21 protein-coding genes and 1 pseudogene are annotated in these 23638 nt (G+C 56.1%); 6 read left to right on the top strand and 16 right to left on the bottom strand.

Going from position 1 to position 23638, the window contains the following annotated elements; all coding sequences use genetic code 11:
• Positions 1-30: 30 nt before the first annotated feature.
• Both IDH41_RS32040 and IDH41_RS25715 read left to right on the top strand, forming a co-directional pair.
• On the top strand, positions 31-1941 hold the full coding sequence (locus tag IDH41_RS32040; RefSeq protein ID WP_190866275.1) for a sensor histidine kinase: 1911 nt from the start codon (positions 31-33) through the stop codon (positions 1939-1941).
• On the top strand, positions 1911-2684 hold the full coding sequence (locus IDH41_RS25715) for a response regulator transcription factor (RefSeq protein ID WP_190866273.1): 774 nt from the start codon (positions 1911-1913) through the stop codon (positions 2682-2684). The genes IDH41_RS32040 and IDH41_RS25715 overlap by 31 nt, the downstream gene beginning before the upstream one ends.
• Before the next feature lie 216 nt (positions 2685-2900).
• Here IDH41_RS25715 and IDH41_RS25710 read toward each other — a convergent pair whose 3' ends face one another.
• The 10 genes from IDH41_RS25710 to IDH41_RS25665 all read right to left on the bottom strand — a co-directional run bounded on the left by IDH41_RS25710 (position 2901) and on the right by IDH41_RS25665 (position 13628).
• Positions 2901-3968 (bottom strand): Gfo/Idh/MocA family protein, encoded by a 1068-nt coding sequence (locus tag IDH41_RS25710; protein ID WP_190866271.1) that lies wholly within the window; start codon positions 3966-3968, stop codon positions 2901-2903.
• On the bottom strand, positions 3965-4924 hold the full coding sequence (locus IDH41_RS25705) for a creatininase family protein (RefSeq protein WP_190866269.1): 960 nt from the start codon (positions 4922-4924) through the stop codon (positions 3965-3967). The genes IDH41_RS25710 and IDH41_RS25705 overlap by 4 nt, the downstream gene beginning before the upstream one ends.
• Positions 4902-5888: an aldo/keto reductase gene (locus IDH41_RS25700; protein WP_190866267.1), complete on the bottom strand. Its 987-nt coding sequence runs from the start codon at positions 5886-5888 to the stop codon at positions 4902-4904. The genes IDH41_RS25705 and IDH41_RS25700 overlap by 23 nt, the downstream gene beginning before the upstream one ends.
• Positions 5889-5924: 36 nt before the next feature.
• Complete coding sequence (locus IDH41_RS25695; protein WP_190866265.1) at positions 5925-6242, bottom strand: MocE family 2Fe-2S type ferredoxin; 318 nt, start codon at positions 6240-6242, stop codon at positions 5925-5927.
• Complete coding sequence (locus IDH41_RS25690; RefSeq protein ID WP_190866263.1) at positions 6239-7342, bottom strand: fatty acid desaturase family protein; 1104 nt, start codon at positions 7340-7342, stop codon at positions 6239-6241. Before IDH41_RS25690 ends, IDH41_RS25695 begins: the two co-directional genes overlap by 4 nt.
• 12 nt (positions 7343-7354) lie before the next feature.
• The gene (locus IDH41_RS25685; RefSeq protein WP_190866261.1) at positions 7355-8257 is read right to left on the bottom strand and encodes a sugar phosphate isomerase/epimerase family protein; all 903 of its coding nucleotides are present in this window, start codon (positions 8255-8257) and stop codon (positions 7355-7357) included.
• Positions 8254-9393: a Gfo/Idh/MocA family protein gene (locus tag IDH41_RS25680; RefSeq protein WP_190866259.1), complete on the bottom strand. Its 1140-nt coding sequence runs from the start codon at positions 9391-9393 to the stop codon at positions 8254-8256. The genes IDH41_RS25685 and IDH41_RS25680 overlap by 4 nt, the downstream gene beginning before the upstream one ends.
• A 255-nt stretch (positions 9394-9648) precedes the next feature.
• The gene (locus tag IDH41_RS25675) at positions 9649-10638 is read right to left on the bottom strand and encodes an aldose 1-epimerase (protein WP_190866257.1); all 990 of its coding nucleotides are present in this window, start codon (positions 10636-10638) and stop codon (positions 9649-9651) included.
• Positions 10635-12284 carry a hypothetical protein gene (locus IDH41_RS25670; protein ID WP_223830066.1) on the bottom strand — a complete coding sequence of 550 codons (1650 nt, stop codon included), beginning with the start codon at positions 12282-12284 and terminating at the stop codon, positions 10635-10637. The genes IDH41_RS25675 and IDH41_RS25670 overlap by 4 nt, the downstream gene beginning before the upstream one ends.
• 39 nt (positions 12285-12323) lie before the next feature.
• A complete protein-coding gene (locus IDH41_RS25665) occupies positions 12324-13628 on the bottom strand; it encodes an alpha-L-fucosidase (protein ID WP_190866253.1) in 1305 nt (434 codons plus the stop codon).
• Positions 13629-13788: 160 nt separating this feature from the next.
• Between IDH41_RS25665 and IDH41_RS32035 the strand changes: the two genes are divergently transcribed.
• On the top strand, positions 13789-14682 hold the full coding sequence (locus tag IDH41_RS32035; RefSeq protein ID WP_190866251.1) for an AraC family transcriptional regulator: 894 nt from the start codon (positions 13789-13791) through the stop codon (positions 14680-14682).
• 171 nt (positions 14683-14853) lie between these two features.
• On the opposite strand, the pseudogene IDH41_RS31560 reads toward IDH41_RS32035, so the two are convergent.
• The 3 genes and pseudogenes from IDH41_RS31560 to IDH41_RS25650 form a co-directional block, all read right to left on the bottom strand.
• Positions 14854-15078: pseudogene (locus IDH41_RS31560) on the bottom strand (STM4012 family radical SAM protein); the annotation flags it as partial.
• Positions 15054-15848 (bottom strand): DUF817 domain-containing protein, encoded by a 795-nt coding sequence (locus IDH41_RS25655; RefSeq protein ID WP_190866250.1) that lies wholly within the window; start codon positions 15846-15848, stop codon positions 15054-15056. The pseudogene IDH41_RS31560 and the gene IDH41_RS25655, both read right to left, overlap by 25 nt.
• A gap of 104 nt (positions 15849-15952) precedes the next feature.
• Positions 15953-16573: a class I SAM-dependent methyltransferase gene (locus IDH41_RS25650; protein WP_190866248.1), complete on the bottom strand. Its 621-nt coding sequence runs from the start codon at positions 16571-16573 to the stop codon at positions 15953-15955.
• A gap of 353 nt (positions 16574-16926) precedes the next feature.
• Between IDH41_RS25650 and mraY the strand changes: the two genes are divergently transcribed.
• Both mraY and IDH41_RS25640 read left to right on the top strand, forming a co-directional pair.
• A complete protein-coding gene (gene mraY, locus IDH41_RS25645) occupies positions 16927-17877 on the top strand; it encodes a phospho-N-acetylmuramoyl-pentapeptide-transferase (RefSeq protein WP_190866246.1) in 951 nt (316 codons plus the stop codon).
• A 137-nt stretch (positions 17878-18014) separates the two neighbouring features.
• The gene (locus tag IDH41_RS25640) at positions 18015-19460 is read left to right on the top strand and encodes an MFS transporter (protein ID WP_397328592.1); all 1446 of its coding nucleotides are present in this window, start codon (positions 18015-18017) and stop codon (positions 19458-19460) included.
• 75 nt (positions 19461-19535) lie between these two features.
• Here IDH41_RS25640 and IDH41_RS25635 read toward each other — a convergent pair whose 3' ends face one another.
• Positions 19536-20351 carry a GNAT family N-acetyltransferase gene (locus IDH41_RS25635; RefSeq protein WP_190866242.1) on the bottom strand — a complete coding sequence of 272 codons (816 nt, stop codon included), beginning with the start codon at positions 20349-20351 and terminating at the stop codon, positions 19536-19538.
• Positions 20352-20540: 189 nt separating this feature from the next.
• Between IDH41_RS25635 and IDH41_RS25630 the strand changes: the two genes are divergently transcribed.
• Entirely contained in the window at positions 20541-20996 is a 456-nt protein-coding gene (locus IDH41_RS25630) for a GNAT family N-acetyltransferase (protein ID WP_190866320.1), read from the top strand.
• Between the two features lie 171 nt (positions 20997-21167).
• Here the strand turns inward: IDH41_RS25630 and IDH41_RS25625 are convergent, their stop codons facing one another.
• Both IDH41_RS25625 and IDH41_RS25620 read right to left on the bottom strand, forming a co-directional pair.
• Positions 21168-22274: an N-acetylmuramoyl-L-alanine amidase gene (locus IDH41_RS25625; protein ID WP_190866240.1), complete on the bottom strand. Its 1107-nt coding sequence runs from the start codon at positions 22272-22274 to the stop codon at positions 21168-21170.
• 202 nt (positions 22275-22476) lie between these two features.
• Positions 22477-23604: a glycoside hydrolase family 88 protein gene (locus IDH41_RS25620; protein WP_223830065.1), complete on the bottom strand. Its 1128-nt coding sequence runs from the start codon at positions 23602-23604 to the stop codon at positions 22477-22479.
• Positions 23605-23638: the final 34 nt, after the last annotated feature.

The following is a 23638-nucleotide window of genomic DNA, read 5'->3' as shown; positions in this document are numbered from 1 at the left end:
CAACTATGTCGGCTCCCGGAGGATATGCGAGTGAATAAATTCAGAACGATCCGATCGATTCTGTTCATGACCTATTCCCTGATTATTATCGTTTTTTTCGCCGTGCTGGTCATTTGGTTCTATTGGTGGGCATCCGGCCTGCTCCGGACGGGCGCCACCGATACGCTCGGCGGCTTGGGCCGATCGATGCAGGAGCGGATCGATTCCGAAATGACGAAGATGAACGATGTCTCGCTTGACGTGATGTACTCCAACTTGATCAAAAACAATTTCAAGAAGTATATGAGCGATATGGACGGCGAGCTGCCGGAAGGCACGGCGGGAAGTCCGCCGGCGGGCATTCAGGTCGAAAACGCCAAGGAGCTGTCCGAAATTTTAACCGCCGCCATCGGACCTTCCAGACCGGTCGAGCAGCTCTACCTTTACGATTTCGACAATAACGCGTACGGCAACGGCTTCGATAATGGCGAGCGCGCCTACGACCCGGAGGATAAGCCGTGGTTCCGGGCCGTTATGGACAATACGAACGGAAAAATAATCGGACCGCCCGTCCTCGACGAGGAAATGTCCCGGTTTATCTCATCGCGGGAGAAGCAGTATTCGATTTCCCTCTATCGGCTTTTCTACGACCCGTACAACGCCCCGATGGGGATCGTCGAAGTGAAGCAGTACTATAACCGCATCTTCGAAGGCGCGGCCGATTTCGCCAAGCAGAATCCTTTCCATGCCAAAGTCGTCGTATACGACGACACCGGCCGCATCTTCTATCCGCTCGAGGACGACGCGGAACAAAGCGCCGCTTACGTCCTCCTGCCTGGCGACGGCGCCGCCGGGATTCCGGATGCCTTCCGCATGTTCGTGAATCCGGTTACGAAGGAGAAGGAGCTGCTTGCAAGCTACCGCTCGGACGTGACTGGCTGGCATACGACGATCGCCGTATCCGAGAGCGAGCTGCTTGCCCCCATCGCCGATTTTGCCGAACGAACCGTGCTTATCGCCGCCGTCATCCTGCTGTTCGCTATATTCCTGTCGTTCGTGGCCGCCAAGCGGATTACGCTGCCGATCATGAAGATTCACCGAGCCGTCCGGAACATGCGGCTCGAGGATTTGGGCAGCGCGAGAGCCCTCTCCAAGGAACTGAACAGCGGCCTGAGCGAATTGGATCAGCTGCACTGGTCGTTCCTGAAGATGAACACGCGGCTGAAGCAATCGATGGACGAGCTGCTGCTGGCGCAATCGCAGGAGCTGCAGGCCAAGATGGTCGCGCTCAATTCGCAGATGAATCCGCATTTTCTGTATAACGCGCTTGCGACGATCCATGCGATGGCGGAAGAGAACATGAACGGGCAAATCGTCGCGATGACGGAGAACATGTCCGGCTTCCTCCGGTACATCTCCTCCGACGAATCGGCGTCGACCGTTGAAGCCGAGCTGCTTCATACGCAAAAGTATCTGGAAATCAATCAGATCCGTTACGGTCGAAAGCTGCAGTTCGAGCTCGCTATCGATGAGCGGATATTGCCGCTCTCTTGTCCGAAGCTCATCGTTCAGCCGCTTGTCGAGAACGCTCTGAAATTCGGCACGCAGCAGGAGCCGCCCTGGCGCATCCGCATCGCCGGCCGCTTGCATGACGACGGCTGGCAGATCGAAGTCGCCGACAACGGCGGCGGCTTCTCCAGGGAAAGCCTGGACCTGCTGCATGGCAAAATCCGCGAAATCGACGAGACGAACGCCGTCCCGATGCTAAAGCTTGACGGAATGGGACTGCTCAACATCTATATCCGGCTGAAGCTGACGTTCGGCGAAGGCGCGGTTTTCCGGGTCGGGAACAAGACGGAGGAAGGTGCGTCAATCGTCATCGGCGGCCCTTTTTTAGCCCCCCATAACCCCGTGGAAGGAAGGTCGACAGGATGGAAGAGACGAGACGGCTCAGAATTCTAGTCGCGGAGGACGAGGATTTGATCCGCAACCATCTGGTTCGCAAAATCAACGAGCTAGGCGAAGCGGTCAACGTCGTCGGTACCGCCCAGGACGGGAAGGAGGCGCTCGGGCTCATGCAATCCGGACAGCCCGATCTACTGGTGACGGATATCCGGATGCCCGTTATGGACGGCATGGCGTTAATCAAGCACATGCATCTGTATCACCCCCGCGTCCGCAACATCATTACGAGCGGCTATGCCGACTTCGAATATGCGCGCCAGGCGATGCAGTACGGCGTGACCGACTATTTGCTGAAGCCGATTTCCGCTGACGAGCTGCATCGCGTGCTCTTAAGAGTGAAAGAAGCTGTCGACAGTGAAGAATCCGCCTTCAGAGCGAACATGCAGGGCATGCACAGCACGGGCATGAATACCGGGGAAATCGTCGGCAGCGTGCAGCGTTACCTCAGGGAACATTTTCGGAAGGACGTGAGCCTGGAGCAGATCGCGCGTCATTTCAATTTCAACGCCTCCTACCTGAGCAAGCTGTTCATGAAGCACACGGGCGAGCTGCCCTCCCGCTATTTGATGACGCTTCGCATCAACGAGGCCAAATACCTGCTGGCCAATCACCGTCATTTATCCGTCAAGGAGGTCGGCGAGAGAGTCGGTTACCCCGACCAGTTCTATTTCAGCCGGATTTTCAAGCAAATGACGGGATGCACGCCCAAGGATTATGTGAACGAAAGCCACAAGAAGTAAACGAAGGCAATTGCCGAGTTCGCGGGGCTGACGGTCTAACGGACATCAGAGGCGTTATCCTCCCGAATTGCAGCATTTGAAAATCCTAACGGACATGAGAAGCCTTATGGGGCCGTTATATGCCATATTCCCTTTCATTTATTGGAAATAACATCCCTCTTGTCCGTTAGAATTCGATTTCCGTCGTTTTGTTAGAAATAACGACTCTCATGTCCGTTACATGACGAAATTCAGGCCATTGTCGATGCGGACCGTCTTGCCGCCTTCCTTCATCGTGCGCTCGATCGCAGCCATCAAGGCGAGCGTGCGCACCGCCTCGTCTGCGTCCGGAAGCGGTACGGCGCCCGAATCGAGGCATTCCGCGAAATATTCGATATAGTTCTGGTATTCGCCGGCATGGTGGCTTTTGCCCTCGAAGCGGAAGTAGTAGTCGTGCATCTCCTCAAAGGATTGCGTCTTCCTGCCTTCCCCGGCAAAATGCGTATGGTAGCGCAGGTTGGAATATTCCGCGCGCGACGTTCCCTTCGTTCCCCGAATGACGCATTCGATGCCGGGCTCGACCTCGGTGCCGAGCGACGGGAGCGTATAGCTGCCGGAAATTTGACCGATCCGGCCCTGATCGTCGCGGACGAGAAGACGCATCGTATCCCAGGTGTCGAGGGCGTAGCCGCGGCTCGTCTCGCTCACGATCCCGTAGCCCGTCACCTCGGTAACGTTCGGCAAATACCAGCGGACCAGATCGACGGCATGGATCATAAAATTATACATCCAGCTGAAGCCGCGCTGACGGCTCCACGGTTTGTCCAAAAACCAGCGGCTGTCCGATATATAATGGGCTTCGACCGTCTGAATGTCGCCGTGCCGCCCCTTCTCGAAGTCCGCGCGCTGACGGATCATCGGCTCGAAGAAGCGCGAGCTCTGGCCGACGAATACGCGTTTGCCGGACTTCCGCACCGCCTCCAGCAGCTCGTTCGAGCCTTCGAGCGATGTGAGGAGCGGCTTGGTGCAGATGACGTGCTTGCCGGCCTCCAGCGCTTGGGTAATATGGGTCAGGTGCAGCTGGTCGGGCGTGTAGATGGCAATGACATCGATAGCCGGATCGCTCAGCAGGACGCCGTAATCCGTCGTCCAATTGCCGAAGCCGAACTCCTCGGCTCTCTGCTCGCATAGCGACGGATTGAGATCGCATACCTTCGCCAGCTCCCACCGATTGCTGCTGAGTGCCGCCGACATAATGCTTCGGCCTTCGCCCAAGCCAACGACGCCAAGCTTGTAAGTTATCATAGAACCGCTTCCCCCTTGTTATGTGGCCTCGCTGTCTCTCCAGCATCGGCATCGCAATCTTGGTTGCCTTCCCGTTGAATCCGGTAATATTCGTACGGCTTCCAGATCGAGCGTTCGGATACGGCCTCCTGTCCGGACCAGGGGCTCGCCGTCACCCAGCGGTCGGCGCTTTGCAGCAGCTCGCTCCATATCGCTCTCACCGTCGAATGGGACACCGCGTCGGCTTTCCCGGCTTGCTTGACTTCCCGCTTGATCCGGGAAACCTCGGCGCACAACCCGGTCAGACAAGCTTCCAAAATCGCCCTTCCCCGCTCCGCATCCGCTTCGTGCGCATCGTGCCCGATGGCCAGGCGGCCTCCATAGCCCGGAAGCCCCTCGTACCGTCTTGCCGCCGGATCGACCAGATCCGGCCTGATGAACATCAGTTGCGAAAGCTCGTATTTGCCGGCATGGTCGCCTTCGAACAGCCCTTCGACCAGCTCCGGATCGCTTCTCACCCATACGGTCACCGGGACATGTTTCATGAATAGGGCGGCCGCCTGGCGCAAATCCTCCTGATTGCCCCCGCTGTGCCCGGAGACGACGACGACCGCTTTGAAGCCCGCGTTCGCGAACGATCTTAATTGATACAGGAAGAAGGCAAGCATAATGTCCGGAGGGATGGACGTCATCGGCGGTTGCTGCTCTCCAACCGTCTGCTCCAGCCAGCCGGCATGGTAGCCCGTCTCATGGATATGGTAGCCCATGGAAGGAGCGACGATGCCGCCGGTCCTCTCGGCCGCTTTCCGGCAAAGCCACTCCGCCTTCAGCGTATCCAGGCCGAGTGCGCTGACCTGACCGTGCGGCTCGCACAGGCCGAGCGGCAAATAGACGACCGGACACTCCTCCATCCTCTGCTTGAATTCGTAAGGCAGCAGCTCCGCCCATAACGTCTTAGAGCCAGTATTTGGACTCATAGAAATTTCTCACCCATCTGTGATGGCGCCGGATATCCTCGAATACGTCCTCCGGCAACGGCTCGCGGCCGGCGGCGGCAATGTTCTCGTCGGCGAATTTCGTTACATGCATCGAGGAGATCGCCGTCGTCACGCCCGGATGCTGCAGGACGAATTTGATGGCAAGCTCCGCCAGACTGTCCGCATACTTGGGAATGTAAGCCTCTTGCAGACGGTCGACTCGCTCGATGTACACGCTGCGCGGCATATAGTCGAAGTGCGATTTTCTGAAATCGCCGTCTTCGAACACCGTGTCTTCCTTCAAATACCCCGTCAATCCGCCCTCGTCCAAAATGCAGCGCGCGATGACCGCGACATTGTTCCGCACGCAGGCCGGAATCAGGCAATCGAGCGGCTGCGGGTCGAAGATGTGAAACACCGTCTGTACGGAATCGATCAGGCCGCTTTGCACGATCGGCAGCGCAATATCGTGGCGCGTATCGGGCAGCGAAATGCCGATGGCTCCGATTTTCCCTTCCTTCTTAAGCTCAAGCAGCTCCTCCATCCAATAATCCTCGCTGTCCCACTGCGGCCAGTACTGGTGAAGCTGCATCAATTCGATCGTATCGACGCCGAGCTCCCGGAGCGATATTTCCGTGCTTTCCCTCAGCCAGCCTCTCGGAAACGCCGTTTCGACCGGGATCGGAATGCCCCAGCCGATATTGCCCGGCCCCCTCGACTGGATTTTGGAGGCAATAAACGGCTTTTCCCCGCGCCACTCCCGCAATGCCAGGCCCAGAATCCGCTCCGACTCCCCATAATTGCGCGCGGTATCGATAAAGGTCACGCCTCGCTCCAGGCTGTGGAGGACGGAGCGGACCAGCTCCTTCTCGTCATAGGTGCCGAACGAGCCGCCAAGTCCCATGGCGCCGAAGCCAAGCCGAGACACCTGCCGTCCCGTACGGCCGAACACATTGTATTTCATCGATTTCTTCCTTCCTCGCGGATGACCGCGTATGAGCTAGGCCTGAATGTACACTTTGCCCGCTTCCACCTTCACCGGGTAAGTCTTCAAATCGACGCATACCGGAGCCCGCTTCGCCTTGCCGGTAGGAATGTCGAAGCGCCCGTTATGCTTCGGACATTCAATGACGCTGCCCATTACGAGCCCGTTCGACAAATGAATTTTCTCGTGCGTGCAGTACCCGTCCGTCGCGTAATAATCCCCGTTCTCCGTCCGGTATATCGCATACGTCCGATCCTCAAAGTCAAATCGGATGACGTCCTCCGCCTCGATCGCATCGGCCGCGCAGGCCTCGATCCACGTTCCGGTTCTCATAGCACCTCACTCCTTAAGCTGGTATCCTGCTGCTGCGGAACGCCGCGCACGTAAGGGCGCGCCGTGGCCGGCAGCGGTTTTTCGACGACGTAAGCGGGATCGTGCTTTTGCTTCCGCAGCGCCGTAATGACTTCCTTCAAAGCGGCGAACAAGCCCCGTCGCGCCGCCGGACAATCGGCCTTCATCTCCTCGTGAAGCTTCGGCAGCGCATGGTAAGGAACCATCGGGAACATATGGTGCTCCACATGATAGTTCATGTTCCAGTACAGAAACCGAAGTACCGGATTCATATAAACGGTGCGGGTGTTCAAGCGGTGATCGAGCACGTCCTCATACAGCCCCAAATGCTGCGTAATGCCGAACGTAATGACGACGATCCCGCCGTAAAAAGAAGGAAAAAAGACGAACATGGCCGGCAGAATGCTTCCTGCATAAATACATGCGGCGACTACCGCCAGCAGGATGAGCATGTAAATGCGTGCTTCGCGGAACACCTTGCGGTGCTCGGAGGCGGGAATGTAGTCCCGCTCCTGCTCCTCGAGCTTCCCGAACGTATGCAGCGCGAACCGCTTCAGCTCGATCGGCCCGCCGTAAAGATGGAAAATTTGCATAAGGAGAATTTTCCAAACCGGAGGCCTCTCCGTAATGATCTCCGGATCTCGTCCGACGATGATCGTATCCGTATGATGGCGCGCATGGCTCCAGCGCCATGGCGTTGCCGAGCGCAGAACCATGAACGAGGCGATCTGGTAGACGACCTCGTTCATCCACGGCGTCTTGAACGCCGTCCCGTGCCCGCACTCGTGCCAGCGGGAATCGCCGGGCGTCGCGTAGAGAATGCCGTACGCCAGAAAAGCCGGGACCGCCCACCACGTCCCCCAGGACAGGTAAGCAAGGTATCCTAGAATCAGAAGGGAACCGAACCAGATTAGCGTATCCCGGATTGCGGGGCCGTTCTTTCGCTTCATCAGCTCCTTCATGCGCTGGCGGGGAATCGGGCACGTATACCATTCCGCCGCCGCAAGTCCCCTCTCCTGCGCGCGCTGATTTTCCGGTCCGGTAATGCTGTAATCCCTTTTTCGCCGGTCGGTTGATGCCATATCGAACTCCTCCTAACAGCCGTTCGCCTTTAATTTGCCGTCGAGAAACCGTTTCGCGCGCGGAATGTCCTGCTCGTCGAGATGCTCGATGATGATCGGAATATTCGGATGTAGCCTCGACAAGCGCTGCAAATACAAGTCGTAATTCAATATGCCAAGGCCGGGCGCAGGGAGCTCGACGGCTCCGGCTCCGCGGAACGTATGCGATTCGGCCGCGTCGATCGACGCATGCTTCTCCGACGTATCCTCCGCGGGCTTGCAGTCCTTCGCATGCGCGATTTTGATTTTGTCGCCCAGCGTATTGAAGATGCGGTTCAGCTCTTCGTCGACGTGATTGATGTTGTTGTCCGTGAAATAGTTGGTAGGGTCCATCAGCAGGCCGAGTCCCGGATGATTGACGTCGGAGAACAGGCGGGCCAGCCGGTCGACCGAGCCGATGACGTTGTTGACGTAGTTTTCCACCAGGAAGACGGAGCCGTGGTCGTAGGCGAACTTGGCCAGCTCCTCCAATTGCCTGCACACCTCCTCGTAAGCTTCCTCGGTGCCGTTGTTCGGATCCCATACCCAGTCGCTTTCCGTGTTGTACGTTCCCGTCTCGCTGATGACGTAAGGCGAGCCCAAATCGCGCGCATGCTTCAGCAGCTCCTTCAGTCCCGATACATTTTCCTCCCGCTTCCTTGGATCCGGATGAATGATGTTGGTATAGCCCGAAATACAGACGACCGGCAGGTTGGCGTCCCTGAAGGCGTCGCGGATTTGACGGGCTTTGCCGCGGGTGAGCGAGCCGGGCGACAGGTCCATATCCTTGAACGACAAGTCGAGCTGCACGCAGGAAAAGCCGTCTTTTTGAATTTTGGCGATCGTCTCCTGAAGCGTATAAGGGTAATACCCGTTAAAAATGCCGACAGAAATCATAGCGGACTGTCTCCCTCAAAGGTATAGGATTTGATTTGGCTTGCCGTTTCGGAAAAAAACTCGACCGTGCGCCTCTCGGCGATGGACTTGTAGCACGCTTCGACCAGTGCCATCGTCAGCAGATTATCCCTTCCGCCGATTTCGGGCTCCGTATCTTCCTCGACCGCGCGCAGCAGCTGGGCCATCGTGCCCTGGAACGCATCCGGAAACCAGACCCGGTCCCATGCGGGGCGGTGCCACTGTCCGGGCGACTGCCTGGTTGTGAACGCGAGCGTGCTTGGCGTTCTTGCCGGATAGTCCGGCCAGCCGATCGTTCCCTGGGCCATGCCCTCCAGCCCTTCGACCCTCCACTTGATATAAATATCCTTCTCGGTCCCGTCGCCCGGCCAAGCCCACACATCGTCGAGACTGGTTGCCATCAGCTCGCTGGCGTAGTGGAGCGTGTATTGGGAAATTCCGTCGATATGCTTGAACGCCGTGCGGGGGTCCCTGCGCGCGACCGCGGTGACCCGCTCGGGATCGCCGAACAAATAACGGAAGGCGTCGATATGGTGGATGCCCATGTTCAAAATTTCAAGATGCTCATACTTGTGAAGGAAGTCCTGCCAGTGCGGTATCGCACGCATCTCGATCGTCGCGAGCACCGGTTCTCCGAGATACCCCCTGTCCAGGATGGCCTTCAGCGCCCGGATCGACTGGTCGTAGCGCATATTGGAGTTGACGCCGATTTTGATGCCGGCCGCCTCGCACAGCTCCACGATCTCGCAGGCTTCCCGCCTATTCATCGCCAGCGGCTTCTGGCACAGAATCCCTTTGACGTGCGCATGCTTGACGGCTTCGCGAACGATCTCCAGCTGCCGGTCCGGCGGAACCGCGATGTCGAGGATTTCGATTTGCGGATCGCGGATAAGCTCCTCCCAGGTTCCATAGACGAGGGGAATTCCGTGCCGCTCCGCGGCTGCCCTGGCATTGCCCGGCGTCCTGGAGGTGATGGCATACGGGCGAAAGCCCGCATCCGTGTAGGCGACGAGATGGCAATCTCTCATGATGAAGCCCGAACCGATGCAGCCGATCCGGTAATCCTTGCGCTTCGGCATGAGCGGATCGATCGGGAAGTTCAAATCAATGGCTCTCATTCGGCATTCCTCCTTCACAATGTGAAAATTATGCTGCGCTTTCTTCGTAAAAATGGGGAATCCTTCCGCTGCGCGTGCCATTTGATCCTCCAATCGCATTGAAACCCCATTCTTCCGATTTCCCTGGACATTGATAGGTGAAGAATGGGGTTTCAAAAGCGAGTGCTACGCTTTTCCGGATTCAAATGGCCCTCTCCGCTCTTTATTCACCTTTCTAAGGCAATCCACTTCGTGGCGAATTACTCAAGCCTCTTGCTACAACGCTTCCACGCCCAGGCTGGCCCGGAACCGGAGCTCTTCTCCCGGCCCGATGCCGCGGGCGCCCGTCAGCTCGTCGCCGTAGGGAAGATTGAACGCGTCGGTGACGCTCGTATAGGGCTCCAGCGAGAAGGCTTCGGCCCAGTCGGGACGGAAGAGGACGAGAAACCGGAACCGGCGGTCGAACCGGTAGACGATCGCATAACGGCTGTCCTGCATTTCGATCCGGCAGACAGGGTCCGCCTCCCCGCCGTCCAGCTCCAGCAGCGAGCAGCCAAGCGGCGGATAATCCGCTATGTCCGCCCCGTCCCGCAGCGCCTCGCTGAACGGCGTATCGGCAGGAAGTCCGGTCACGAACGCTTCGTTCGTAACCGGCCACTCGGCAGCAGCCGGCGCCTTCAGCATCAGCGGCCCCCCGCTTCCGAACGGAAGCGCGAAGTACGGATGGAGCCCGAACGCGAACGGCGCTTCGTCCTCGCCGTCATTCCGGATTTTCGTATCCATCCGCAGCTGCCCCTCGAACAGGCGGTAGGTGACGGTAAACGTAATCGGATGAGGAAAATAAGCGAGCAGCTCCGGGTGCAGAGCGTAATGGAAGCGGCTGGTGACCGTAGCTCCTCCCTGATCGCTGGCTCCGTACTCGATGACCTCCCAGGCTCTGGAGCAAATTTCACCGTGCAGGTGATTGTCCGGGGGCTCGTTCAAGGGCAAGCGGTACTCCCGGCCGCGAAAGGCGAACCGTCCGTTTCTCACCCGGTTGGGCGGGAACAGGATCGGTGTGCCGTATTTGAAAGCCGCGAACGGCTCCTCCTTTAACGAACGGACGCTTGAAGGCGGCACAAGGACCGTATGCCCGCCGCTTTCGAAGCGGAACAGATTGTTGCCGGCCTCCGGCACGATTTCCGCCGCAGCTCCGGCAGCCGCGTCGGTTAATACGATGACCGTGAGCCCTTCCCTGATTTCGGATGCTGCCGTATATCGGCTCATATCGTTTTCCCTCGCCTCCCAGAAATTTCGAAATCGAGCGTAAAGCCGCGTTCATCCGCCTTGGACATCCGTACCTCCGTGCCGCCGAATCGCTGAATCCAGCAGTCGGGGCTGCCGAGGAACGGCTTCACCGTCTCCATCACGCGTTCGTCCGTCAAGAAGCTGTCGGTCACGAGCCATGTCCCTTCCCCCGCCCGCCCGCTTTCCGGCCAATTGCCCTCGGCCAGCCAGCCGGCGATAACGACCGTCGCTCCCGCTTCCGCCCGGCGGCGAACCGCCTTAAGCGTCTCGTCTTCGATCCGCTCGCCCGCCACGACAATCAGCTTCGGACGGCCAAGCTGCCGCTCCCGCACTTTCTCGTCATAGACGAGCACATTGTTAACCGGGTAATAAAGCGGATGTACCCGCTCTCCGGACGGGAACGGCCAGCCCTGCTCGAGCGGAAACCGCTCCTTCGGCACCTCGGCCTTCAGCCGCTTGCGGGGAAAGGCGTAGCCGGGAATGTGCATGCAGCTTCCGTGAGCGGGAATCGTGCCGTGGCTGAGCAGATGCCAGACGTGGAACACGCTTTGCGTCGCTTCCGGAGCCGCCAGTCCGCGGTTGCCGAACAGCCTCGCGTTTTGTCCGTAATTGCTGTCGTCCGAATGGATGAAGACGATATCGGGATCGGCATCTCTATGCGACCAAGTCAGCGGATGCTCTGGCACGAAGCCGCGCGCGAATTCGTCCCACACGTCGCCGAACTCCGTCTTGCGGAACCGGCCGTCCCCGTACCGCAGCAGAACATCGATGTTTTCCGTGAACAGATGGGTCGGTCCCATGTAATAGCCCATTCGCAGAGCCGAAGCGTATTCCTCGGGCGAATGGCCCGGGAAGCCGGAGGTGCGGGTGAACCACGGTCCTGCATCCGGCCCCCACAGGTCGGCGCAAATCCACATCGCCCGGCCGTACTGCCGCGCCGCACCAAGCGCCGTGGACAGCTGCAGCGACTGGAACGATTCTTTCATGATTTTCGGGCAGACGGCCATCCCAGCGCGGGCCAACGCGTGGAACATCGTCGGAAACACGAACTCGGATACGAGCGGAACGCCGTCCGCATCAAGTCCCGCTTTCTCCAGAACGTCCCGCACATGCCCGACTCTCGCCGCAACGGCAGCCCCAACCGAAGCTTGCGACTCCGCGAGCGAACACCCCTCCGTTCCCCCCCAATGCGGCAGATAAGCATCTTTCCGGTATTGCGACGCATTGATTTGCAAATGCTCGGGCTCGTCGTACAGCAGCCCGATCAGCATGCCGCTGCGGGCGGCTTCGAGCAGCGCCTCGTCCGGCACGTCGTACCGGTTCGTCCCTTCGACGTAAGGTCCGTTAATGTTGCCGTACTCGTTGCCCAGGCACACCTCCATGCCGTACATCGCCATATCGCGTATCATTTCGGCTTGGCCGGCCAGGCTGGGGAACATATGATGCACGTAAAACTCGGCGCCCAGCTCCCGCATTGCCTCGACGAATTGGCCGGGAGGCGGCAGCGGATCCTGCGAAGGATAGATGCTGCCCGTGCCCGTCCTCATCAGTTGATCGGACGCTTCCCCAGCCCAGCAATCCTGCCATGCAACGACCGGCCCCTGCAAACCCAGCTTCGGTTTCATGATCTTCTTCATCCCCTCTTCCGTTCCGTCGTTTCCCATTTACGATTTCAAGAAAAGCTCAATGACCGGCACCGTTACATTCGGCTTCTTGACCGGCAGCTGCAGCGTCACAATATCGCGCGACCTGCCCTCGTTGAATGCGCCCGCTTCCATCGTCATCGTCTCTTCGCCCTGCACCATTCTGATTTCCGACGCATCGTTCAACAGCTGCGCGTATTCCACCCTGCCGGAGAATCCGCGCAGATGGATATGCTTGAACGGCCAGCTGTACACGTGCAGGTAGAGCCGGTTGTTCGCCGGATTGTAAGTAAACCGGCAATCTTCCGGACACTTAAGCTCTTCGGGCGCCGCCGTGCATCCGTAGATCGACCTGCCGTGGCGTTTCATCCACTCGCCGATGCCCTTCAGCCGGTCGATGGCGCGTTCGTCGAATTCGCCGCGCCCGGTCGGTCCGACGTTCAGCAGCAGGTTGCCGCCTTTGCTGACCGTGTCGATCAGCATTTTCACGAGGGTATCGACGCTCTTCCACGATTCCTCGTCGCGGTAATAGCCCCAGGAGCCGCTGAACGTATGGCACGCCTCCCAGACGACGCGTCTGCCGTCCAATCGGATCCACTCGCGCGGCTGATATTGCTCCGGCGTCGTGATATCCCCCTTCACCTGCAGTCGGTCGTTCAGCAAAATATGCGGCTGCAGCTCGCGGATGAGCTTGACGAGCTTCTCGCTCTGCCAATCCTCCTTGCCTTTGCCCGCAAAGCCTTGCTCGGGCGGGATCGAGAAGTCGAAGAACATCAGGTCGATTTTGCCGAACTCGGTCAGCAGCTCTCTCGCTTGTCCGTGCATGTAGTCGACGTACTGCTGCCAATCCCGGTTCTTTTGATCCTCCAGAAACTCCTTGTTGTATCGAAGCGGGTGCTTGACGTCGAGCGTATAATGCCGATGATGCCAATCGAGCAGGGAATAATACAGCCCCGTTCGGATGCCCTTCGAACGGAACGCTTCGACCATCGGCGTCAGCAGGTCCCGGCCGGCCGGCGTATTCGTCGCTTTATAATCGGTCAGCTTCGAATCCCACAGGCAGAAGCCTTCATGATGCTTGGCGGTGACGACGAAGTATTTCATGCCGGCATCGGACGCCAAGGCAGCCCACAGCTCGGGATCGTACAAATCCGGGTCAAAGCGTTTGAAATATTTGTCATACTGCTCGTTCGTCAAAAACTCCCGGCCCTTCATCCATTCATGCCTCGCTCCCAGCGAGTACAGCCCCCAATGAATGAACATGCCGAACCGGTCATGCGTATACCAGCTTGAATCTCCCGTTGTCGGTTCAACCTCGAACGCCATGCGATAACCCCCCGTAAGCCTAAGATTTGGCCATTCCCGCTTTAGATACCGCTTTCATTCCAGCGGCTGATTGTCTATAATTATAGGTGCTTCCCCGCTCGGGTTCTCTATCTAATATTGCTGTAAAGTTAAGGGATATTGCTTTTCGGAGGGACGCAACGTGACCAATCCATATCAGATCAAGCAGGACGTGCCCCACCGGGAGCCGGGCTTTCCTCTTGACGTCTTCCATATCATTCCGCCGGGCAAGGAGATCCTGCACCTGCATTGGCATGACGATTGGGAAATCATTTATTTTATCCGGGGGAACGCCACCTTCTATATCGGCTCCGAGACCGTCAAGCCGGAACCCGGCGATTTGCTGTTCGTCAATAAGGGGCTGATCCATACGGGGTTTGCGGATGACGAGCATCCGGTGGAATATTATGCGGTGGTCTTTCACTCGGCCCTGGCCGGGAGCTCGATGGCCGATTCGTATCACATGCAGATTACGAATCCGTATATTGCCGGAAAAAGCTTCTTTCCCCTTCATCTGCCGGCGAAGGACGCCTCTTATCCATACATCGCGGACATCGTCAAGCAGTTGATCGCCGAATACAAGCAGCGGGGAAAGGGCTTTCAGCTGGCGATCCGGTCCATGCTTCATTTGCTGCTGGTTCATCTATCCCGCCATCACCAGCTGCAAGGCACACCCGGCTCCGCAAGTGAGGAAAGCGCGGAATTGACCGAGAAGTTCAAAGAGCTGATCGCGTTCGTGGAGCGGCATTATCCGGAGAAGCTGACCGTTCAGCAGGCGGCCGGCATCGTTAATTTGAGCGAATACCATTTCTGCAGAACGTTCAAAAAAATAACCGGCAAAACGTTCGTGGAATACGTCAATCTGCTCCGGATCAATGCCGCCGAGCAGCTATTGCTTCATTCCTCCGATCCGGTCACGGAAATCGCCTTCAACGTCGGCTTCGGCAGCGTCAATTATTTCAGTCAAATGTTCAAGCAGTACAAGCGGCATTCTCCTTCGCAATGGCGGAAGCGGAATTCGCGGGGGCAGCCGTAATCTGTCTGCAGTCGTACGATGAATAGACGAAGAAGGACACCTTAAGCGGTGTCCTTCCGGCATAAACGAACCCTCAGCTCCATGCTCCTTCATTCCAATCGCGTTGCGATCCGCTCCAGGACGCGATCCCCGTAAATCTCTTCCATTCGGAGCTCCGGCATATGAACAAAGCCGATATAGATCCAGATTCATAAGCGCTTTCTCAGCCTCAGCCGGCTTTTGCGGGCGGTATATCGCGCTTGCTTCCGCCTCCACGAAGCTTTGAATCCCCATGCTGATGCGGTCCGCCTGACGTTCCTTCAGAATAGCCAATCGTTCCTCCGTTACCGTCTCCGGCGAAGTTTCCACAGATATGGAGGCATGATTCGGATTCATTCCCATCCGTTCTTCGGGGATGTCAACTTTCTTCCCGCTTTGACATGTTTAAGCTGCGCAACGATAATGACGCTAATGATCGCGAGAAGGAACCACGAGCTGATCTTGCCGAAGCTGACCAGCTGCCAGGTTTGATGCTGGTCGGGATATTTCCACGCGCCAAAAAAAGTGGCGATATTTTCGGCCAGCCAGATGAAAAAACCGACAAGGACAAACGCGAGCGTTAACGGCATCCGATAGGTTACGGACCGTACCCGGTAGATAATCCGCGTTTTCCAAAAAACGATAAAGACGAGTGCCGTCAGCCACCAACGAAAATCGGGAATAAAATGATGCGTGAAAAAATTGAAATAGATGGCTCCTCCGAGCAGCATCGAAGGAATAAGCCCGGGCCATCCTGTCATGTCCATCCGCAGTCTCCGCCATATTTGGCACATAAAGCTTGCCACGCTCGCATACATAAAGCCGCTGTAGAGCGGGACGCCGAGCAGCTTCGTATACCCGGGCTCGGGGTATGACCATGACCCCATCCGAACCTTATAAACCTCCAGGACCAGTCCGATAACATGAAACACGCAGATGACTTTGATTTCGTCCCGCGTCTCCAAGCCGCTGCGGTACATGAGGTATTGCACGCCGAGCAAAATAAGCAGAATGGCATCGTATCGATGAAGGAACGGCATCTGTATCATGCTCGAGAGAGCCAAAGTTCCGAAGATTGCAACGGGAAACAGGCAGCTCATCGCCTGATGATAGCCAAAATGCAGCAGTTGTACGATCCGTTTCGTCATGTTGATCTCTTCCCCCCCGCGCCTTATCATTTTCTAATCATAAAGGCGTAACGGGTTTGGAAAAAGAGAAAAAAGTTTGCTTCCGGTTACATATTTTCTGTTGATCAGCCGGGGAAACGGCCCGGTGCGCGACACCAAAGCAAGTGCAGCATCCCGGACATGTAGTGCTCCGCTCTTTCGATCTGCAACGGGGAAGCGGTTATTAGACCAAGAATATCCCGGTTTTGATGACAGCCGACAAACCGGCAGAAGAGAGGATCAAGCGCTTTCTGGGCGATGGCAATCGCTTTGTTGGAACTGATTCCGTGTTCCATCAGCAATACTTGTCCGCCGGGCTTGCACCACTCGCTCATCTTGCGGAGCACGTTCAGCGGATCCCGGTAAGCGCATAACGACAAGGTGGAAACGACCGTATCGAATTCCGGCTTAGTCCAAGACAGACGATCGACATCGTTCTGGATAAAATCCGCATGCAAGCCATAAATTCGTTCGTTTGCGGCCTTTGCCTTTTCAAGCATCGACGGACTGAAATCGACCGCCGTTAACGCAACATCGGGATCGTAATAAGGCAGATTGCTTCCGGCTCCCGCTCCCAGCTCCAAAACTTTTCCTCTTGCCGTATGCAGGAGGCGCCTGCGGTATTCGCCAAGCTCGAATCGTTCTCTTTTTTTGTCGTATCGGACAGCTTGTTTTTCAAATATTCGGATTTGCTTGTCGACCTTCATCGTTTCCCCCTTTAATCGCTGCTTTCGGGACGGGATCGTCATGCGATGCAATCTACCAAGACGCAATGGAGCCGTCCGTTCTCGATTCGGTTCCGCCGCACAGCACGCCCGTCTTCTCGTCGCGCCAAATGATCTGGCCGCGGCCGAACGCGGACGATCTAATCGATTTTGCCAGATACCTTATCAGTTAAATCCTGGATAGTCAATCCCTATTTCCGAGGACGGCCGCTGCCGAAAATAAGAAAAAAAATGAGACAAACCTTCACTATAAACAGACATAAAGCTTGTGTATAGTTGGGGATGAGAAGCGTTTGAGTCATTTCATTATAGGAAGAGGAAGAGGTGCTTTCCGCATGGTCGGCATGTTGGGGATATCCGGACTTTCGTTTGTGCTTGTGACGGTTTTGACGCCGCTGCTCATTTGGGCGCTGCGCAGCCTGAAGCTCACGCAGCCCATCCGCTCCGAGCTGCCTCCTGACCATCAGGCCAAACGAGGGACGCCGTTGATGGCCGGGCTTATTTTGCTTATCGGCGTCGTAACGTCCCTGCAATTTTATCCCGCGCCGCTCATGATCTTCTTATGCGCGACGTTTCTATTATTCAGCGCCGTCGGATTTATGGATGATTTCAAAAAAGCGGCGTGGCAAGATCCAGCCGGTATATCCGGTCGGACGAAGCTGGTGTTTCAATTCGTATTCACCGCTATCCTGCTATTCGTATTGCTGCATTCATTCTCGCTGACGAGCGAAATTACGCTGCTTCACGGTTTCCAGGTGCGTCTGCCCGTTTACGCCTACATGGCGATCATGCTGCTGTTCGTAGTCGGATCGGCGAATGCGATCAATTTCACGGACGGACTGGACGGGCTATTGATCCATGTTGCCATCCCGACTTACTGTTTTTTCTTCGTCATCTCGGACAAGCAGGAAGTGCAAACCTTCTCGCTCGTTATGATCGGCTGCCTGCTCGGCTTATTTTTCTACAATATTTATCCCGCCAGAGCTTTTATGGGAGATACGGGATCGCTGGCGATCGGCGGCTCGCTCTCCATGTTGGCGATCATCGAGAAGGTGGAGCTATTGATCCCGATTTTATTTTCGGTCTACTTGGCGGAGAAATTTTCGGTCATCCTTCAAGTATGGTACTATAAACGCATGAAACTTCGCCTTTTCAAGATGGCCCCGATTCATTATCATTTCAGTCTGAAGTATGGCTGGAGCGAGAATAAAATCGTCCTCGTATTCGGTTCCGTTTCCTGGGCGTCCGCTCTTATTTGCTGGCTGATTTGGAGGTTCGCCTTCTAGGCACGCATTCGTTTATTAGGGAATAGTCAACACGAGACGCTATACGACTATACGACCTGAAAGGGTGAACCTCTTGACCAACAAAGCAGTCGATCAAGCCTCCTAAAATAATCAGCCATAACGATTTTAGGAGGCTTATCCGAATGAAAACAAAATCGAATCCAAAAACGTTTAAACAACGACAAACATCCACGAAGTTGTTGATGCTCGTGCTCGTCCTGTCATCCCTGTTGGCTGCCATTACGGTGGATATGGTGAATCCCGTTCTTGGGCTGATCGGCGAGTCGCTCTCGGCTTCGAAGTCGCAAGTAAGCTGGGTCGTAAGCGGAGTGGCGCTTTTTCTTGCGATTGGTGTCCCTCTATATGGGCGTCTGTCGGATTTTTATGAACTCCGGACAATGTTCGTCTTTGCCGCTTCCCTATTGTCGCTCGGAAGTTTGATCTGCGCTCAGTCTGCCAGCCTTCCCTGGTTAGTATTCGGCCGGATGGTTCAAGGGGCGGGAATGTCCGCCATACCTGTCCTTTCCATTGTAACGATCTCCAAAGTATTTGCCGAAGGGAAACGCGGGACGGCATTAGGCTTGGTTGCGGGGTGTATCGGAATCGGAACGGCTTTCGGGCCGATCTTCGGCGGCGTTGTCGGTCAGATTTGGGGATGGTCTTCCCTATTCCGGATTACTTTCATCCTGTCGCTATTTATTGTAGTCGGATCCTTCCATGCGCTGCCGATCATTAAACCGGCGATAGAAGACGAGAACGAACGGCAATTCGATCTGCTCGGCGGTGCTCTGCTCGGTCTTGCGGCCGGACTTTTGCTGTTTGGGGTAACGCAAGGCGAGGCCGCGGGTTTTGACTCGTTTTCCGCGCTTGGGGGTTTACTCGGAGCCGTGTTCGTTCTAATCGGATTCATATGGCGTATCCGCAAAGCAAAGACGCCGTTCGTGCCGCCTATTTTGTTCAAAAACAAATGGTACGTGAATGCGGTCGTTGTCGCTTTTTTCTCCATGTTTGCCTATTTTGCGGTTCTCGTCTTCGTTCCGTTACTCCTTGTGGAAGTCAACGGTCTCGCTCCCGGTCAAGCGGGACTCGCTCTATTGCCGGGCGGTATGGCTGTCGCGCTGCTTTCGCCATGGATCGGCCGGATCTCGGATCGTATCGGGTCCAGATCGCTTATCCTCGCGGGCTTGGCCGTGATGGGGATATCCACCTTGCATTTGTCGTCCTTCGCCGCAGGCGCGTCTCCGCTGCTCGTTTCCATTGGAGTCATGGGTGTCGGGATCGCGTTCGCGCTCCTTCATTCGCCTGCCAATAATGCCGCGGTAGGAGCGCTTGAGCAAGATCAGGTTGGAGCGGGAATGGGATTATTCCAAGGCGCGCTGTATCTGGGAGCAGGAACGGGAGCCGGCATCGTAGGTGCTTTTCTTCATTCCCGCCAAGATGCCGGCGTACCGTTAAATCCGTTGTACCAGCTTCATGCGGTCGGTTATTCCGATGCGTTCCTGGTCACTACGATTACAGTGATAATCGCCCTGATTGCCGCATTCGGACTGCGGAATGACAAACGGATTGATGGTTCCGATTAATATAGGAAGAGATGTGAGCAGCCTTTTATAGGCTGCTTTTTCTTGTTTTCGCGGAAGACGAACTTTGTGTAAGCTCTATTTCGGCAATTCTTTCCAAATGGATTTGGTGTAGGCCATTTTCAACCCATAGCGCTCCATATTCCCTTGACTAATCGATCCGAATCTTGCTTGGCCGACGATTAGATCGCAATGATGGTCTATTGCTTCCTTTATTCGAGCCGCCAGCAAGGCGGAATGGCATCCTTTGCCCCGAAAATCCGGGAGAGTCGCCGCCGCGGCGAGCGAGCCGGCTCCATCCTGAACGTATAAGGCTGCGACAGCAGCAGGAACGTTACGATAGCTGGCGAGAAAGAAATGCCAACCCGGTATTTTCTCAAGGACAAGGTTGTTTTGAGATACGGCAGTTGCCAAAAACTCGGGCATGTTAAACGCTTTTACGTAGATTTCGCCATACAGGGAAAACTCGCTGCCGCGAATCTTCCTTACGCTCACGGCTTCGTCAATTTGATGAATCAATTGCTCCGCCCGGGGCAAGGAACCGCACATCGAAGAATGGAAGCCGTATTGATAATAGCCCCGTTCGGCTAGTTTCAACAATAATTCGGCACTCGCAAAAGGAGGCATATCGAATCGGCATGGAACGTTATGGTCCCGATAAAACTCGATGATCCTATCCAGCTGATCGATATCTTCAGACGATACTCCTCTAACCGAATTGAAATACGGATCGGGAATTCCCTTAACCATGAATGCATGGGCATTCCCGAAACGCTCGATATACACCTGCTCGGGATTCCCTTCCTTGCTCATCATGCCGCTTAATCGGGAAAAAAGCGTGTTTGTCTCGGCCGACTCGACCCTTTGCGCTATCGTCTCAACATGATTTCCCATGAACCGCCGCCTGCCTTTCCCCCTATGTAGTAGAACCTCCTAACCTCATATTACTATAGTTGGAGCCGCCTTGCCCTTAAAAGGTGAAAACAAGGCCAACCATTTACCCTTTTTTCCTCTGGCAGAATGATGCATAATAGGGCAGTAACGATCCATTCGATCAAGACTACGGAGTGATGAATGATGAACTTGACCATTAAACGGGACGATTTGACAGACGCCCAAGTGATCGCTTTAATTGCGGAGCATCTTAACGGGATGACGCTTCATTCCCCGCCCGAAAGCATCCACGCCTTGAATCTGGACGGCTTGAAAGCGCCTGAAATTACGTTTTGGAGCGCATGGGAGCAGGACCGGCTGGCCGGAATCGGAGCGCTTAAGGAGCTGGATCTCGGGCATGGGGAAATTAAATCGATGCGGACCGCCGCTGCCCATTTGCGAAAAGGCGTGGCTCGACAGATGCTTGCGCATATCATTGGGGAGGGCGTACGGAGAGGCTACGACCGGCTCAGTCTGGAGACAGGCTCCATGGACGCGTTCGCGCCAGCCAGAAGCCTGTATGCCGATTTTGGCTTCCGAACATGCGAGCCATTTGCCGATTATAAGGAAGATCCCAACAGCGTATTTATGACCAAGCTGCTCTGAGAGGAGCGGCGAAAGTCTCCCTTCTAGGATCAATGCAACTCTATGTTGAAGTTCGCAGCCTGCCCCGATCAGCGCTGCCCTTAAACGGAGAAACGGCAGCCCGTCATCGGGCTGCCGTTTCTTCGTGTAAATTTATTCTCTTATTATTTACGTGCGCCGGACTTTTCTTGGTTACTTGCTGAAATAATCCTCCAGCCCGTTCGCGATCGCTTCGGCCGCTTTCTTCTGATACTCGGAGCGCCGGACGACGGATTCGTCTTTTGCATTGGACAGGAAACCGAGCTCTACGAGCGCGGATGCCGTATCGTTTTCCCGCAACACGTGAAGGTTGCCGTAAGAAATCCCGTTGCTCTTGAGGCCGATGCCGTCCGCAAGCCGGTTTTCGATCGCGCGGGCGAGCGGCCGATCTTTCGTATCCGAATAATAGAAGGTAAGAATGCCGGACGTATTCTTCTCCGAAGAATTGTAATGGATGCTGACGAAAGCGTCCGCACCGGCGGATTCGCTTCTTTCGACCCTGTCGTGGAGCTCGGGCTTCTCGTCCTCCGTTCTGGTCATGAGGACGCTCGCTCCGCGGCTTCGAAGCTCATCCTCGAGGTAGAAGGAGGTGCTCAAATTGATTTTTTTCTCGATTGTTTCATAGGTCGTTCCGATCATGCCGGGATCGTCTCCGCCGTGACCGGGGTCGATGACGATGACTTTCCCCTTAAGGCTTTTCGAATTTCCCAAAGAAACCGCCGGCGTATGTTTTTCGCCCTTCTCGATATAACGTTCCGATATCCACCCGGATTGCCCGTCCGCAATCTGAATCCGGGCCCATCCTGCCCGGTTGTCTATTATCGTAACGGCGTCTCCCTTGGTCAGGAATCCGACGATTTCATGGTCCAATCCGGCGCCGGACCTGATCCGGAGCGTATCCGCCAGTACGGTCGCCCGCGTGTCATCCGAACGGTCTTGCACGCCGTCATCTTGATCGGATGCCGAGGCCGTAACGACGCGGCCGTCGACCTTCTTCAAATAATAACCGGCCGCCCAGCCGGATACCCGGTCCGACTTGACGCGCAGCCAGCCGTACTCTTCATCCGTAACGGTGACCGTCTCGCCTTTCTTCAAACCGCCTACGATCGACGCTTCAAGGGAAGGCTCGCTGCGGACATTCAAGGAACCGGTGTATACTTTGGCCGTATAACTGCCGCTTGCTTCCGCCCGGAATGGCACATATCCGGAAATACAAATCAACCCGCAGATCAAAATTGTCAGGTATACAATTTTTTTCATAGAAGTCTCCTTTAATATTCTTAGGATGTGTAGGTCTACTATTATACCTGAATTTGCTAGATTCGGGCAGTCCCAATCGCATGGGCCGGATTTACGATTTGATCGACCGGTACGGACGGCCGATTACAAAAAAAAGAAGAACGGGATTCGCAACGAATTCCATTCTTCTCTTTAAGATTGTCCTCTTTGACTTTGGAAGCGATCAAAATATCCGCTGCGACCATCCGAGCAGCTTCGCGATCGCCTCGACATAAAAATAATCCCCGTAAATCAACGATACGTTAACGTTCTGCTCGGCCGGTTTATTGCCGGTCCCTTCGCGAAGCAATCCTTGGTAATCCGGTTCATCCAGAGTGGCATACTTGACGCTTAACGATTTCAACATCCGTTCGGCCGCTTGCCGATACATCCGGCCTTCCGTCTCCGGAAGCGCGTCGGCGATTTCCAGCAAGCCGGAGGCGGCGCAGCTCGCGGCCGAACTGTCGCGGGGCTGGCTTCCCGGATCCGGCGCGCGGAAGTCCCAGTGCGGCACGCCGTCCTCCGGAAGGCAGCTCAGAAAATAATGCGCCACCCGCTGAGCCGCGCGAAGATAGCGGATGTTCCCGGAATGACGGCTCGCGCGCGCCATACCGTACAGCGCCCATGCCTGCCCTCTGCTCCAGGAGGAATGCGGCGCGTATCCTTGTCCGCCCAAAAAGTCGGCAGCTTCGCCCGTATCCGGATCGAAGGAGACGATATGATGGACCGAGCCGTCTTCGCGGATAAAATGCCGGAGCACCGTATCCGCGTGCGCGCACGCGATCTGGCGAAACCGCGGATCGGCTGTCTCCTCGGATGCCCAGAACAGCAGCGATAGGTTCATCATCGAGTCGATGATCGCCCATCCGGTCTTATCCTGATTCCAGGCGCGAAGGAACCGGCCCTGCAGGTTGAACCGACCGGCGAGAAAATTGGCCGCGGCCAGCGCGCGTCGACGGGCATCGCCGTCGGAGGTAAGCTTATGCTTGATAACCGCCGTCAGCGCAAACTGAAAGCCGACGTCGTGGTGCAGATTGTTTTCTCTGACGAAACATTGCTCGATCCGCGAATCCCAATCCCAAGCCGCATCCCGATACTTCTCCGTGCCCGTCGCGCCGTGGAGCACCCAAAGCATCCCCGGCCAGAAACCGGACGTCCACCAGTCGATCCGCATGTCGTCATACAGCCCGGAAGCCGATACATGAGGGGACCGATCGCCTATTTCGCCGATCAGCCGGTCCGTCTTCGCCTGTATCTTCTCCCACCATTGCTCCAATTCTCGTGGTTGCAATAGGACAAGTTCCTTCATCATCGTTCTCCTCCCCTGTTCATCCGAATGCCTCGCG

Origin of the sequence: Paenibacillus arenilitoris (assembly GCF_014705655.1) — a bacterium.
Taxonomy (GTDB): Bacteria; Bacillota; Bacilli; order Paenibacillales; family Paenibacillaceae; genus Pristimantibacillus; species Pristimantibacillus arenilitoris.
This window is presented reverse-complemented; position numbering and strand designations above follow the sequence as displayed.

Coding starts and splice junctions, on each gene's coding strand:
- IDH41_RS25675 (WP_190866257.1), bottom strand. CDS start 10,638: ATGAGCCGATATACGGCAGCATCCGAAATCAGGGAAGGGCTCACGGTC.
- IDH41_RS25670 (WP_223830066.1), bottom strand. CDS start 12,284: ATGAAACCGAAGCTGGGTTTGCAGGGGCCGGTCGTTGCATGGCAGGAT.
- IDH41_RS25650 (WP_190866248.1), bottom strand. CDS start 16,573: ATGAAGGTCGACAAGCAAATCCGAATATTTGAAAAACAAGCTGTCCGA.
- IDH41_RS25715 (WP_190866273.1), top strand. CDS start 1,911: ATGGAAGAGACGAGACGGCTCAGAATTCTAGTCGCGGAGGACGAGGAT.
- IDH41_RS25620 (WP_223830065.1), bottom strand. CDS start 23,604: ATGATGAAGGAACTTGTCCTATTGCAACCACGAGAATTGGAGCAATGG.
- mraY (WP_190866246.1), top strand. CDS start 16,927: ATGGTCGGCATGTTGGGGATATCCGGACTTTCGTTTGTGCTTGTGACG.
- IDH41_RS25655 (WP_190866250.1), bottom strand. CDS start 15,848: ATGACGAAACGGATCGTACAACTGCTGCATTTTGGCTATCATCAGGCG.
- IDH41_RS25685 (WP_190866261.1), bottom strand. CDS start 8,257: ATGATTTCTGTCGGCATTTTTAACGGGTATTACCCTTATACGCTTCAG.
- IDH41_RS25665 (WP_190866253.1), bottom strand. CDS start 13,628: ATGGCGTTCGAGGTTGAACCGACAACGGGAGATTCAAGCTGGTATACG.
- IDH41_RS25625 (WP_190866240.1), bottom strand. CDS start 22,274: ATGAAAAAAATTGTATACCTGACAATTTTGATCTGCGGGTTGATTTGT.
- IDH41_RS25700 (WP_190866267.1), bottom strand. CDS start 5,888: ATGAAATACAATGTGTTCGGCCGTACGGGACGGCAGGTGTCTCGGCTT.
- IDH41_RS25690 (WP_190866263.1), bottom strand. CDS start 7,342: ATGGCATCAACCGACCGGCGAAAAAGGGATTACAGCATTACCGGACCG.
- IDH41_RS25695 (WP_190866265.1), bottom strand. CDS start 6,242: ATGAGAACCGGAACGTGGATCGAGGCCTGCGCGGCCGATGCGATCGAG.
- IDH41_RS25635 (WP_190866242.1), bottom strand. CDS start 20,351: ATGGGAAATCATGTTGAGACGATAGCGCAAAGGGTCGAGTCGGCCGAG.
- IDH41_RS25680 (WP_190866259.1), bottom strand. CDS start 9,393: ATGAGAGCCATTGATTTGAACTTCCCGATCGATCCGCTCATGCCGAAG.
- IDH41_RS25710 (WP_190866271.1), bottom strand. CDS start 3,968: ATGATAACTTACAAGCTTGGCGTCGTTGGCTTGGGCGAAGGCCGAAGC.
- IDH41_RS25705 (WP_190866269.1), bottom strand. CDS start 4,924: ATGAGTCCAAATACTGGCTCTAAGACGTTATGGGCGGAGCTGCTGCCT.